The organism is Micromonospora sp. NPDC005171, assembly GCF_040608575.1.
Lineage (GTDB): Bacteria > Actinomycetota > Actinomycetes > Mycobacteriales > Micromonosporaceae > Micromonospora.
Genome location: NZ_JBEXIM010000009.1, coordinates 1 through 12,916 on the forward strand (window position 1 = coordinate 1; position 12,916 = coordinate 12,916).

General features: G+C 73.0%; 11 protein-coding genes and 1 pseudogene. 5 read left to right on the forward strand and 7 right to left on the reverse strand.

Annotated features, from left to right (window positions below; genetic code table 11):
• Positions 1-147: 147 nt before the first annotated feature.
• From ABZU74_RS14385 to ABZU74_RS14400, 4 genes and pseudogenes are all read right to left on the reverse strand, one after another.
• Positions 148-738 (reverse strand): Trp biosynthesis-associated membrane protein, encoded by a 591-nt coding sequence (locus ABZU74_RS14385; RefSeq protein ID WP_355422942.1) that lies wholly within the window; start codon positions 736-738, stop codon positions 148-150.
• 175 nt (positions 739-913) lie between these two features.
• Positions 914-2,467: an anthranilate synthase component I gene (locus ABZU74_RS14390; RefSeq protein ID WP_355422945.1), complete on the reverse strand. Its 1,554-nt coding sequence runs from the start codon at positions 2,465-2,467 to the stop codon at positions 914-916.
• A gap of 55 nt (positions 2,468-2,522) precedes the next feature.
• The gene (hisI, locus tag ABZU74_RS14395; protein ID WP_355423344.1) at positions 2,523-2,954 is read right to left on the reverse strand and encodes a phosphoribosyl-AMP cyclohydrolase; all 432 of its coding nucleotides are present in this window, start codon (positions 2,952-2,954) and stop codon (positions 2,523-2,525) included.
• A gap of 282 nt (positions 2,955-3,236) precedes the next feature.
• A pseudogene (locus ABZU74_RS14400) lies at positions 3,237-3,923 on the reverse strand (phosphoribosyl-AMP cyclohydrolase); the annotation flags it as partial.
• Positions 3,924-4,117: 194 nt separating this feature from the next.
• On the opposite strand from ABZU74_RS14400, the gene ABZU74_RS14405 reads away from it, so the two are divergent.
• From ABZU74_RS14405 to ABZU74_RS14415, 3 genes are all read left to right on the forward strand, one after another.
• Positions 4,118-4,873: an ABC transporter ATP-binding protein gene (locus ABZU74_RS14405; protein ID WP_355422948.1), complete on the forward strand. Its 756-nt coding sequence runs from the start codon at positions 4,118-4,120 to the stop codon at positions 4,871-4,873.
• Positions 4,870-5,625: an ABC transporter permease gene (locus ABZU74_RS14410; RefSeq protein WP_355422951.1), complete on the forward strand. Its 756-nt coding sequence runs from the start codon at positions 4,870-4,872 to the stop codon at positions 5,623-5,625. The genes ABZU74_RS14405 and ABZU74_RS14410 overlap by 4 nt, the downstream gene beginning before the upstream one ends.
• Before the next feature lie 90 nt (positions 5,626-5,715).
• Entirely contained in the window at positions 5,716-6,312 is a 597-nt protein-coding gene (locus ABZU74_RS14415; protein WP_355422954.1) for a TetR family transcriptional regulator, read from the forward strand.
• Between the two features lie 109 nt (positions 6,313-6,421).
• Here the strand turns inward: ABZU74_RS14415 and ABZU74_RS14420 are convergent, their stop codons facing one another.
• The 3 genes from ABZU74_RS14420 to ABZU74_RS14430 form a co-directional block, all read right to left on the reverse strand.
• Entirely contained in the window at positions 6,422-7,171 is a 750-nt protein-coding gene (locus tag ABZU74_RS14420; RefSeq protein ID WP_355422957.1) for a DUF2470 domain-containing protein, read from the reverse strand.
• Between the two features lie 84 nt (positions 7,172-7,255).
• Positions 7,256-9,046, reverse strand: coding sequence for an ABC transporter ATP-binding protein (locus tag ABZU74_RS14425; RefSeq protein ID WP_355422960.1), 1,791 nt, complete (start codon positions 9,044-9,046; stop codon positions 7,256-7,258).
• Between the two features lie 55 nt (positions 9,047-9,101).
• Positions 9,102-10,985, reverse strand: a complete 1,884-nt coding sequence (locus ABZU74_RS14430; protein ID WP_355422963.1) for an ABC transporter ATP-binding protein — start codon at positions 10,983-10,985, stop codon at positions 9,102-9,104.
• Between the two features lie 173 nt (positions 10,986-11,158).
• On the opposite strand from ABZU74_RS14430, the gene ABZU74_RS14435 reads away from it, so the two are divergent.
• Both ABZU74_RS14435 and ABZU74_RS14440 read left to right on the forward strand, forming a co-directional pair.
• A complete protein-coding gene (locus ABZU74_RS14435) occupies positions 11,159-11,788 on the forward strand; it encodes a TIGR03085 family metal-binding protein (RefSeq protein WP_355422966.1) in 630 nt (209 codons plus the stop codon).
• A gap of 199 nt (positions 11,789-11,987) precedes the next feature.
• Positions 11,988-12,863, forward strand: a complete 876-nt coding sequence (locus tag ABZU74_RS14440) for a terpene synthase (protein ID WP_355422969.1) — start codon at positions 11,988-11,990, stop codon at positions 12,861-12,863.
• The last annotated feature ends 53 nt before the right edge of the window (positions 12,864-12,916 follow it).

Consider the following 12,916-nt stretch of genomic DNA (forward strand, 5'->3'; position numbering starts at 1 on the left):
CAGGCGGCCGTCGCGTCAGGCGGCCGTCGCGTCAGGCGGCCGTCGCGTCAGGCGGCCGTCGCGTCAGGCGGCCGTCGCGTCAGGCGGCCGTCGCGTCAGGCGGCCGTCGCGGCTACAGCCGCCACAGCCGCCACCGCGGCCACCGCGTCAGTCGGCCGTGGGATCCTCGCCCCGGTCCAGCGCGTCCCACGCCTCGGTGGTCCGCCGCCCCGCCAGCGGCGTCGGCGGCCCACCCGGGTCGCTCTGCGCCGACGCGGCTCCTGGAGCGGTCCGTGCCGGACGTTCGTACCGCGCGCCCATCGCCGGCCAGGCACCGCCACGCAACGCCGTCCACCAGCCGCCCACGGCGGCCAGCAGGCCGCCGAGCAGGCAGAGCGCCGGCCACTGCCGGCTCACCGCGCCGCCCACGTCGGCTACCAGCCCATACCCGCCGCCGGCCGCCACGGCCAGACCGAGCACGCCGAGCAGCACGCCGAGCACCCGCCGCAGACGGCCCCGGGTGGCCAGCACCGCGCCACCCCCGGCCAAGGTCACCAGGGCCAACGCCGGCAGCCAGGGCAGCAGGCTCGCACCGCTGCGGGTGTCGCGCACCGGCGGCAACGGCGCCGGACGTACCGTCAGCTCGACCGACCAACTGCGCGTCGCGGCCCACAACGCCAGGCCCGCGCCGGCCAGGCAGAGCAGCACGGCGTACGTCAACGCGCGCCGGCCCACGACGGACCGCTCCCCGCCGCTCACGAGTTCATCCCTTCGTTCGCGACTGCGGGGCTCCGCTGCGCTGCACTCCTCGCGCTCACCAACCCGGCCCTTCGTTCGCGAACTGCGGGGCTCCGCTGCGCTGCACTCCTCGCGCTCACCGACCCGGCCCTTCGTTCGCGAACTGCGGGGCTCCGCTGCGCTGCACTCCTCGCGCTCACCGAGCCGGCCGGAGGGTTTCGGCGGCCGCGATCGCGGCCAGCACCGCCGCGGCCTTGTTCCGCGTCTCCTGGTCCTCGGCGGCCGGGTCCGAGTCGGCGACCACCCCCGCCCCGGCCTGCACGTAGGCGCGGCCGTCCCGGATGAGCGCGGTCCGGATGGCGATCGCCATGTCCAGGTCGCCGCCGAAGCCGAAGTAGCCGACGGTGCCGCCGTAGAGGCCACGACGGACCGGCTCCAACTCCTCGATGATCTCCATGGCGCGCACCTTGGGCGCCCCGGAGAGCGTGCCGGCCGGGAAGGTCGCAGCCAACGCGTCGAACGCGCTCTGGTCGTCACGCAGCGTGCCGGTGACGGTGGAGACGATGTGCATGACGTGGCTGTACCGCTCGATGGTGGCGAACTCGGGCACCTCCACACTGCCGGGCTGACAGACCCGACCCAGGTCGTTGCGGCCGAGGTCGACAAGCATCACGTGCTCGGCCCGTTCCTTCGGGTCGGCGAGCAGCTCGGCGGCGAGCGCGGCGTCGGCGGCGGGGGTGCCGCCCCGCGGCCGGGTACCGGCGATCGGGTGCAGCAAGGCCCGGCGCCGCCCGTCAGCGGACCCGGTGACCTTCAGGTGCGCCTCCGGGGAGGAACCGACGATGTCGAACCCGTCGAAGCGCAGCAGGTACATGTACGGGCTGGGGTTGCTGGTGCGCAGCACCCGGTAGACGTCCAGCGGGTCGGCGTGGGTGGTCCGCTCGAAACGCTGGGACAACACGATCTGGAAGCATTCACCGGCCCGGATCGCCTCCTTGGCAGCCTCCACCGCCTTCGGGTAGCCGCCGTCGGGCGTACGGCAGAGCACCTCCCCGGCCGGCGGACGCTCGACGGTGGAGATCATCGGCGGGATGGGCCGGGACAGCGCCGTGGTCATCGCGTCCAACCGGCCCACCGCGTGGTGGTAGGCGGCGGCGACCTGCGGGGCGCGGTCCGGGGCGTCGAATGGCGGCAGCACCGCGTTGGCGACCAGGATCGCCGAGCCGTCGTAGTGGTCCAGCACCACCAGGTCGGTGGCGAGCATCATGCCCAGCTCCGGGACGCCCAGATCGTCCTCGGTCAGCTCGGGCAACCGCTCGAAACGCCGGATCAGGTCGTAGCCGAGGTAGCCAACCATGCCCCCGGTCAGCGGCGGAAGACCGTCGGACGGGTCCCCGACCGGGCCGGCCAGCGCCGCCACCGTCTCCCGCAGCATCCGCACCGGGTCACCCTCGGTGCTCAGCCCGGCCGGCGGCTGACCGAGCCAGGTCGCCACGCCGTCGCGTTCGATCAGGGTGGCGCTGCTGCGTACGCCGATGAACGAGTAGCGCGACCAGGCCATGCCGGCCGAGCCGACGCCCTGCTCGGCGGACTCCAACAGGAACGTGCCCGGCCCACCGGCCAGCTTCCGGTAGACGCCGACGGGGGTCTCCGCGTCGGCCAGCAGCCGCCGGGTGACCGGCACCACCCGCCACTCGGCGGCCAGCTCGGTGAAGGTGCCCAGGTCGGGGCTGAGCGTGCCGTCGGTCATCAGCCGACCCGCCTTTCGGTAGCGACTGCCGGGCTTCGCCGCGCACTCCTCGCGCTCACGGCGCCTCCGTCCCGGTGACGGGAAGCTCGGTGAAGAAGCAGGTCCGGTGGCCGGTGTGGCAGGCCGCGCCGACCTGGTCCACGCTCACCAGCAGGGCGTCCCCGTCGCAGTCCAGGGCGACCGACCGCACGTACTGGTGGTGCCCCGAGGTGGCGCCCTTGACCCAGTATTCGCGTCGGCTGCGCGACCAGTAGGTGGCCCGGCCGGTGGTGAGGGTGCGGTGCAACGCCTCGTCGTCCATCCAGGCGACCATCAGCACCTCACCGGAGTCGTGTGCGCGCACCACGGCGGCGACCAGACCGTCGGCGGTGCGGCGCAGCTGGGCCGCGATGGCCGGGTCGAGCCGGGACGGGCGCGTCGGCGCGGGCGCGGCCAGCTCGTTCGGATCGCTGGGGACGCCGATCACCGGCGGGTCAGGTACGGGCACAGTCACCAATTCTCCCGCACGCGGCGCGGGCACCGCCGACCGCTCCCGGCAGGGCTGCGGCGGAGGCCCCGGGAGCCGGGGCGGCGCCGAGGGCCGGGGCTGCTGCGACGAAGGCCGGGGCTGCGACGAGAGCCAGGGCTGCGACGAGGGCCGAGGTTGCGGCGGGGGGCCGGCCGGCCGGGCCAGCTGGGCGACGTAGCGGTCCAGCCGGCCATCGACCAGGGCGGCGGCAAGGTCCGCGCCGGCCGTGTCGGCGATCTCCTCGGCGTACGGCCGGATCAACGGCAGGGTGCCGGCGACCAGCCGTACGGCGGCGGCCCAGAGCTGCCCGGTGGCGCCCGGACGCAGGCCGAGGCAGAGCAGCATGTCCGTCCGGTAGCCGGGTGGGGACACCGGCAGGTCCAGGGCCGCCGCGAAGGCCGCCCGGCGGGAGTGGACCCGCACGGACGGGTTGGCCGGGCGCAGCACCGAGGGGCAGAGCCGCGCCAGGTCGGCGACGGCGAGCCGGACCCCGAGGCGGTCGCTGGCGGCGCGGGCGGCGGCGGCCTTACCCAGCGTGGCGATCAGCTCTTCCAAGCGGGGTGGCTCGGCGGGCTGACAGAGCACCGGCAGGTCGATCCGGGGCCGCCAGTGCGGGTCGGCCCAGAGCAGCCGCGCCGGCGCGGTCACCGGCAGCCCGAACGCCCAGTCGGCTGGTTCGCCGAGGCGGTGCACCCAGGACCGGACGTCGCGGGCGGCCACCGAGACGTGCGTGACCTGGCCTGCGGACTCGGCCAGGTAGGCCCGGCGGGCCGCGTACGGGGCGCCACCCACCAACACGTCGAGGTCGACGTCGCTGTGCGCGGTGGCGGCGCGGCGGGCGTGGCTGCCGCGCAACAGGATGCCGACGACCGGCCGCTCGGCGGCCTGCCGCAACCGCGCGGCCCAATCCTCGAAAAAACCGCTATCCGGTAACGGAGCGTGACCCACCGCGCCATCGTGCCGCAGGTCCGATCAGCGCGCAATGCCCGTTGGCGGACTTCGTGTCCGGTCCGGAGCCTACTGCCCGTTCTCGCGCTCCGCGCAACGGTCGACAGTCGGACACCGGTGCGGGCATTGCGCGTCACCCAATATTTCATCTAGCGTTGAGTTCAACAGGTGATGAGTTTCCGTGGAGGTGCGTGATGGACGATGCGATAGCCGTCCAAGACCTGGTCGTCGACAGGGGTGGGCGGCGGGTTCTGGACGGCATCAGCTGCCGGGTCCCGCGCGGCGCGGTCACCGGGCTGCTCGGCCCCAGCGGCAGCGGCAAGACCACGTTCATGCGCGCGGTGGTCGGGGTGCAGCTGGTCAGTGGCGGGACGGTCACCGTGCTCGGCCAACCGGCCGGCACCCCGGCGCTGCGGCACCGGGTGGGCTACCTGACCCAGGCGCCGAGCGTCTACGCCGACCTGACCGTCCGAGAGAACGCCCGCTACTTCGCGGCCCTGTACGGGCGGGGGCGCGCCGAGGCCGACCGGGCGATCAGCGATGTCGGGCTGGCAGAGGCCGCCGGTCAGCTGGTCGGCACCCTCTCCGGCGGTCAACGCAGCCGAGCCTCGCTGGCGTGTGCCCTGGTCGGGGAGCCGGAGCTGGTCATCCTCGACGAGCCGACCGTCGGTCAGGACCCGGTGCTGCGGGCCGACCTGTGGGCCCGGTTCCATTCGATGGCCGCCGCCGGCACCACCCTGCTGGTCTCCAGCCACGTGATGGACGAGGCGGCGCGCTGCGACCAACTGCTGCTGATCCGCCAGGGGCGGTTGATCGCCGACGACAGCCCGGCCGCGATCCGCGCCGCCGCCGGGGTGGACGACCTCGACGAGGCGTTCCTGCGGCTCATCCGGGCCGGCGAGGCCGCCTCCACCAGCACCGACGCGACAGCCGCACGGGAGACAGCATGAACCCGCGAATTCTCGCCGCCACCACCGGCCGCATCCTGCGTCAGCTCCGGCACGACCGGCGGACCATCGCGCTGCTCGTGGTGGTGCCGACCGTCCTGCTCACCCTGGTCTATTTCATGTACGCCGACCAGCCGACCCCGCCCGGCCAACCGACGACCTTCGACCGGGTCGCGCTGGTGATGCTCGGCATCTTCCCCTTTGTGATCATGTTTCTGGTGACCAGCATCGCCATGCTGCGGGAACGCACCTCGGGCACGCTGGAACGACTGCTCACCACTCCGCTGGGCAAGCTCGATCTGCTCTTCGGGTACGGCATCGCGTTCGGGCTGGCCGCCGCCGTGCAGGCCGCAGTGGCCGCCGCCGTGGCGTACTGGATCTTCGATCTGGAAACCGCCGGCAGCATCGGGCTGGTGCTCGGGATCGCCGTGCTCGACGCCGTGCTCGGCGTCGCCCTCGGGCTGCTGTGCAGTGCCTTCGCGCGCACCGAGTTCCAGGCAGTACAGTTCCTGCCAGTCGTGGTGATCCCCCAACTGCTGCTCTGCGGGCTGTTCGTGGCCCGCGACCAGATGGCCGGCTGGCTCCAGGCGCTCAGTGACGCCTTTCCCCTGTCGTACGCCATCGAGGCGTTGCAGGAGGTCGGCGCCCACGCCGAACCGACCGGCCGGATGTGGCGGGACGTCGCTGTGGTGTTCGGCGCGGTGGTGCTGGCGCTGGTGCTCGCGGCGGCCACCCTGCGCCGACGCAGCGGCTGACCGCCCGGGCCGGGGGCGGCGGCCAGCGCGGCAGCCGACCCCGGTGCGGGCCGGTCCGCGACGGGCCAGGCGGACGAACGAAGGGCGGCGATGACGCGGCGAACCGGCCGGCGACCCGGCAACCCGGGCACCCGGGAGGCGATTCTCGACGCGGCGCGGACGGCGTTCGCCGAACGTGGCTTCGACGCAGCGTCGATCCGGGCCATCGCCGGCACGGCACAGGTCGACCCGGCGCTTGTGCACCACTACTTCGGCAGCAAGGACCAGCTCTTCCTGGCCGCTATGAACTTTCCGGTCGACCCTGGTCAGCTGGTGCCGAGGGTGCTCGCCGGTGACCGGGACGGCGCCGGTGAGCGGATGGTGCGCATCTTCCTCGGCATTTGGGACTCCCCGACCGGCAGCGCCGCGCAGGCACTGCTGCGCTCCGCGGTGAGCAACGAGTGGACAGCTCGACTGCTGCGTGAGTTCGTCACCACCCAGGTGCTGCGCCGGGTGCTGGAAAACCTCGACGTCGATCCAGCCGAGCTGCCGCTGCGCGGCTCCCTGGTGGCCACCCAGATGATCGGCCTGGCCATGATGCGGCACGTGGTGCGCCTTGAGCCGGTCGCCTCGGCGGACCCGGAAACCCTGGTAGCCGCTATCGGCCCCACAATCCAGCGTTACCTAACCGGCCCACTCCCCACCTGACCCAGAGTCACCCGTCCCACCCCCCTCCCGCGATCTTGCACTTACCGCACCGACATGAGGGACACATCCCCGCATGTCGACAACCGCAGCTGCAGGATCGGCGCGGGGCTCAGCGGGGTGGGTGGGCTTCGGCGGTGGGGCGTAGCGGTGGCAGCAGCCGGGGCAGCTCGGCCGGGTCCGTCAGGGGGCCCGGGAAGGCCAGCCGGACCCGGCGCCGGGCACCAGGTTGGCCGAGGGCCACCACCAGCCCGTAGCGGTCGATGCGCACCACCCGGGGCGGCCCGTCCGGGGCCAGCTCGGTCAACCCGAGCTGCCGGCGCAGGTACTCGGTCACCTCGACGCCGTGGCACTCGGCGAGGTCGGCGAGCAGGCGGGCCTCGACCGGGTGTACCGGGTCCGGCTCGGCCTCGGCGTACTCCACCGGGTCGATCCGGTGCACGACGCCGGCCCGCTCCCAGCGGACCTCGACCACCTCGAAGCGGAACAGCCGGAACCGGGTGCCCAGGTCGAGCAGGTCGCCGGTCGGCTCCACCGCGGCGAAGTCGACAGCGCCCTGGCGGGCCTCGTCGCCGCGCAGCTCGGCCGCCCAGCCGGACACCCAGGCGCGACCCAGGCCGGGCGCGCCGGCGGCGGGCGGCAGGTCGAGGACGTCGAGGACCACCGCGACGTCGCTGCCCCCGGCGGCCGGTTGCAGGGCGGCGGCCAGGTGGCTGGCCACCGGCACCAGCAGCAGCACCCGCCCGTCCGAGTCGGTGACGTGCCGGGCGTGGTGCGGGCCCGGCCGGTGGGCCAGGTGCACGAGGCCGGGCAGGCGGCCGGCGACGAGGGTACGGACGATCTCGGCGGAGTTGGGCCGCATGGGCGCGACCTCCTTCAGAGGTTAGGCTTACCTAACCCGGAGCCTAGAGCACCCACCCGTCGGCGTCCACCACACCGCCGCACCTCACCGGGTCTGCTCCAACCAGGAGGCGTAGAGCAGGCCGTACACCGAGTCGGCGTCGCTGACCAGCTCGTCGTGCGGGCCGCGCTGCACCACCCGACCCCGATCCACCACGATCACCTCGTCGGCGGCCTGCGCCGTGGAGAGCCGATGCGCGATCGCGAGGGTGGTCCGGCCCCGGGTCACCGCGTCCAGTGTGCGTTGCAACCGCACCTCCGTCGCCGGGTCCACCGCGCTGGTCGCCTCGTCGAGCACCAGCAGGTCCGGATCGGCCACGTACGCGCGGGCCAACGCGACGAGCTGACGCTCCCCGACGCTGAGCGCCTCGCCACGCTCCCCGACCGGGGTGTCCAGGCCCGCCGGCAAACCCTCCAGCCAGTCCGACAGGCCCAGCTCGGTGAAGGCGGTGCTCAGCTGCTCGTCGGTCAGCTCCGGCCGGGCGAACCGGACGTTGTCCCCCACCGTGGCGTCGAAGAGGAACCCGTCCTGCGGCACCATCACCACGCGGGAGCGCAGCGAGCCGAACCGGACGTCCGTCAGCGGCACCCCGGACAACAGCACAGCACCCTCCGACGGGTCCATCAGCCGGGTCAGCAACTTGGCGAAGGTGGTCTTGCCGCTACCGGTCTCACCGACCACCGCCACCCGGCTCTTCGCCGGAATCTCCAGGTCGATGTCGTGCAGCACCGGAGGGCCCCCCGGATAGGCGAACCGCACCCCGGCGAACCGGATGTCCAGCGGCCCACCCGGCAGTTCCCGCCCCTGCTCCCCCGGGTCGGCCACGTCCGGGGCGACGTCCAGCACATCGAGCACCCGACGCCAGCCCGCGATCGCGTTCTGCGCCTCATTGAGCACCTCGGTGGCGATCTGCACCGGCTGGATGAAGAGCGTCACCAGGAACAGGAACGCGGTCAGCTGGCCGATCGACAGCGTGCCGTCCACCCCCAACAGCACCCCGAGCACCACCACGCCGGCCAGCGCCAAACCCGCCGCCAACTCCCCGACCGAGCTGCCCACGATGCTGATCCGGATCGCCCGCTGCTGCGCCAGCCGCTGCTTGTCGATCGCCTCGTCCAGCCGCCGCTCGGTGCGCCCGGCGATGCCGTACGCCCGGATCACCGGCGCGCCCACCACGCTCTCACCGATCGCGCCGAGCAGCGTCCCGGTGCGTTGGCGCACCGTCGCGTACGCGCTGCCGAGGCGGCGTTGCAACTGCCGGATGACGAACACCGCCGGCAGGAACGCGGCCAACACCACAATGGTCAACTGCCAGGAGTACGCCAGCATGACGGCGGTGGTGACCACCAGCTGACCGAGGTTGACCAGCAGGATCACCCCGCCCCACTGGAGGAACTGGGTGATCTGGTCGACGTCGCTGGTCACCCGCGACACCAGCGAACCCCGCCGCTCCGACTGCTGGTGCAACATCGACAGATCGTGCACGTGTCGGAACGCCCGGGTCCGGACGTTGGCCAGCGCCGTCTCGCTGACAGTGAACAGCCGGCGCATCATCAGGTAGCCGCAGATCGTGGTGACCGTCAGGATCGCCGCGGTGATCGCCACCACCGACCAGACCACGTTCAGATTCAAACCGCCGACGAGGCCCCGGTCGATGCCCTGCTGCACCGCAACAGGCACGGCGACCCGACCGACCATGTAGACCAACGCCAGGGCCAACGTGCCGGCCAGACCGATCCGTAGCTCCGGCGAGAGCGCCAGGCCCCGACGCAGGGTCTGCCAGGTCGTCTCCTCCCGGGCCTCCTGCGTGTCACTCGTCTCCGTGGTCGCGCTCACCGGGCACGCCTTTCGTTCGCGACTGCGGGGCTCCGCTCCGCTGCACTCCTCGCGCTCACCGGTCCACCTCGATTTCCAGGCCCGACGGCAGCGGTGCCACGTCGTCGCCGTACGAACTTTCCTGCGCGCGCTCGACCTCCGCCTGCTCGTAGGCGGTGACCAGGTCGACATAACCGGGCACGGTGGCCAACAACTCGCTGTGGGTGCCCCGGGCGATCACCCGGCCCTGCTCCACGTAGATGACCTCGTCGGCGAGCGCGATGGTGGCCCGGCGGTACGCCACCACCAGGATCGACGCGGCCGGAACCCCCGCCGCCGCGGTCGACGACCGCAGCCCCGCCAGAATGGCCGCCTCCACTCGAGGATCCACCGCGCTTGTCGCGTCGTCGAGCACCAGCAGACGCGGTCGACCGGCCAGCGCGCGGGCCAGGGTGAGCCGCTGGCGCTGACCGCCGGAGAGCGAGGTGCCCCGCTCGCCGACCATGGTGTCCAGACCATCGGGAAGCGCGGCGACGAAACCGTCCGCCTCGGCCAGCCGCAGCGCCGCCCAGACCACCTCGTCGTCGACACCCGGCCGGTCGAGGGCGATGTTGGCGCGGACCGTGTCGTCGAAGATGAAGGGCACCTGGGCGACCAGGGCCACCGTGCCGGCCAGCGACTCGGAGGTCAGCTCGCGCACGTCCACGCCGTCCAGGCACACGGTGCCGGAGTCCGGGTCGACGAGGCGCACCGCCAGCGACGCGATGGTGGACTTGCCGGCGCCGGTGGGCCCCACCAGGGCCACCGTCCGACCGGACGGCACCGTGAAGCCGACCTCGCCGAGGACCTGCGCGCCGGGCGGGTGGGCTTCGGCCGGCGGGTAGGAGTAGTGCACGTCGTTGAAGGTGAGGGTGGCCGGGCCGGCGCCGGTCCGATCGAGCACCCGCTGCCCGTACGGCATCTCGCCCGTGGCGTCGAGCACCCGCCGCACCCGGTCCCAGCCGGCGACGCTGCGCGGCAGCTCGGCCAGCACCCAACCGATGGCCCGCACCGGAAAGGCCAGCACTGTGAAGAGGAAGGCCACGCTGACCAGCTCGGTCACACTGATCGCGCCCTGACGCAACCGGAACGCCCCGACCACCAGCACGGCGAGGGTGCCGAGGCTGGGCAGCGTCTCCAGCAGCGGGTCGAAGATGCCGCGCAGCCGGCCGACCGCGATCAGCGAGTCGCGCAACTCACCGGCGCGGCCCGCGAACCGGGCGGTCTCCTGGGCCTCGCGGCCCATCGTCTTGACCACCAGGGCGCCGTCGAAGCTCTCGTGGGCGATCCCGCTGACCTCGGCGCGCAGGCGTTGCGCCCGGGCCTGCCGGGGGGCCATCCGGCGGGAGTAGACGACGTTGAGCGCGAACAGCGCGGGGAAGACCGCGAGGCCGACCAGGGCGAGCGCCCAGTCGGTGGCGAAGAGCGACACGATCGCGCCGACCAGCATCACCAATGTGCCGACGGCGAACGGCAGTGGCGCGATCGGGTACCAGGCCGCCTCCACGTCGGAGTTGGCGTTGGACAGCAGGGTGCCGGTGGAGTTGCGGTGGTGCCAGGACAGCGGCAGCTCCAGGTACCGACGGGTGACCCTGCGGCGGTAGGAGGCCTGGAGGCGGTACTGCATGTAACCGGCGCCGAGCCGGCGGCCGAAGATGCCCGCGACCCGCAGCACGCTGATCCCGAACAACGCGGTCGCGGCCAGCGCCAGGGTGCCGGCGCCCACCTCGCCGCGTTCGATGGCCGGAAGCGCCACCTCACCGATGACCGACCCGACGACCCGGGCGCTGACAATGATCATCCCGCCGAAGAGCACGCTGCCGACGACCGCCACCGAGAAGATCCGCGGCTGCTCACGGATCGCCTGTCGCAGAACCCCCAGCCCTCGACTGAGAACGTCCCGACTTGTCTTGCTCGCCACGCTCTCCCCCGCCGTAAGCCGTAATTATCTCCCTCATCCTTACCGGTAAGGGCCAGCACCGCCGACCCTGACCGGATATGTCGACCGTCACGTACCGGGCGGACGATGTGCCGCTGGCGCCGACCGGCGTCCGCTGGCGCGCGCCGGCGGGCCACCGGGCCTACGATCGGGCCATGCCGCGGTACGCCCGAGCCGAGCGCGAGGCGCTCGCCGATCTTCTGCTGGCCCTCGGGCCGGCCGCCCCGACGATCAACGAGGGCTGGGCGACCCGTGACCTCGCCGCGCATCTGGTGCTGCGGGAGCGCCGTCCGGACGCGGCGGGCGGGATCGTGCTGCCGCCACTGCGCGGCTACGCCGAGCGGGTCCGTCAGCGACTCGCCGCACGGCCCTACCCCGAACTGGTGGCGCAGGTGCGGCGACCGCCGCTGTGGAGCCCGGTCAGCAACCCGGTGACCGACGAGCTGGCCAACACGATGGAGTTCTTCATCCACCACGAGGACGTCCGGCGGGCCGGCTCGGGGTGGCAGCCGCGCGATCTGCCCGTCGGCCTGCAAAGCGCGCTCTGGAAACGGGCCGCCCCGATGGCCCGGCTGGCACTGCGCCGCTTTCCGGCGGCCCTCTACGTGCAGGCGCCCGGCCACGGTGAGGTTTCCGTCGGTCGCGGCGGTGAGCCGCTGCGCCTGGTCGGCGCCCCGGCCGAGCTGGTGCTGTTCTTCTCCGGCCGACAGCGGGTGGCCCGGGTCCAACTGAATGGTTCGGCGGAGGCGGCTCAGCGGCTGCGCGGCGCCAACCTAGGCATGTGACTGGTTGTACATAAACGGTCACTTAATGGTTGTGGAATTTCCCACACCCAGCGAAACACGCTGATGCCTCCTCCCGTACGCTTCACCGCGCCGCTCCGCGCCGGGCGGCACGAAGTGGGGGCGCACTGTGCGGGACTTCGCGATTTCGGCGCTGCGGGAACCCCCGTTCCCCACGGGGCGCCACGGAGCCACCGACCAGGTGGCGATTGAGAGCGTCGAGTGGGCGCGCGCGTTCGGGCTGGTCGATACCAGCCAGCGTGCGCACCGGCTGGAACGGGCCGACGCCGCCGGACTGGCCGGCCGCGCCTGCCCGGACGGCTCGGTGGAGGGGCTGCGGCTGCTCACCGACCTGATCAGCTGGCTCTTCGTGATGGACGACGCCTGCGACGAGGACGGCCTCGGCGCCGACCCGGTCCGGCTGGGCCCGGCGATCAGCACCCTGCTCGACGTGCTGGATCGTTGCGGTGACCCGGACGTCGCACCGCCCGCCGTCGGGCCACTGGGTGACGCGTTGCACGACCTCTGCCGCCGGACCCGACTGCACGATCACGCCGGACTGCTGCTGCGGTTCGTCAGCCAGATGCGGGAGTACCTGTTGGCGCTGCTCTGGGAGGCGGGCAACCGGGAACGTCGGCGCGTGCCGGAGGTGGCGGAGTACGTGCAACTGCGCCGGCACATCGGCGGCGTGCACCCCTGCCTCACCCTGACCGACCTGGCGTCGACGCGGCCCTCCGGGCCAGCCCAGCGCGCCGACCCCGGGCTGGTCGCCCTGGACCTGCTGGCGGTGGACCTGGTCTGCTGGTGCAACGACCTCTTCTCCTATGGCAAGGAGAGCCAGGCCGATCCGGACGCGCACAACCTGGTCGTGGTCCTCGCCCAGGACAGCAACGCGGACGAGGCGACCGCGCTCCGGAGTGCGGCGCACCGGTTCAACCAGGGGTTGGCGACGTACCTGGACGCGGAGGAGGCGCTCCGCGCCGCCGGCGACGACGCGATGCGCGACGCGTTGGCCGCTCGGCGCAACTGGGTCCGGGCCACCTACGACTGGTCAGTGGTGGCTGCCCGGTACGCCTGATCGACCGTACCGGTCGGTGGGATGGGACGGCCGGACGATCACCAGGGCTAGCC

Bases quoted from the DNA above. Each gene is read 5' to 3' on its own strand.
- ABZU74_RS14390 (WP_355422945.1), bottom strand. From the start codon at position 2,467: ATGACCGACGGCACGCTCAGCCCCGACCTGGGCACCTTCACCGAGCTG.
- ABZU74_RS14405 (WP_355422948.1), top strand. From the start codon at position 4,118: ATGGACGATGCGATAGCCGTCCAAGACCTGGTCGTCGACAGGGGTGGG.
- ABZU74_RS14410 (WP_355422951.1), top strand. From the start codon at position 4,870: ATGAACCCGCGAATTCTCGCCGCCACCACCGGCCGCATCCTGCGTCAG.
- ABZU74_RS14415 (WP_355422954.1), top strand. From the start codon at position 5,716: ATGACGCGGCGAACCGGCCGGCGACCCGGCAACCCGGGCACCCGGGAG.
- ABZU74_RS14420 (WP_355422957.1), bottom strand. From the start codon at position 7,171: ATGCGGCCCAACTCCGCCGAGATCGTCCGTACCCTCGTCGCCGGCCGC.
- ABZU74_RS14435 (WP_355422966.1), top strand. From the start codon at position 11,159: ATGCCGCGGTACGCCCGAGCCGAGCGCGAGGCGCTCGCCGATCTTCTG.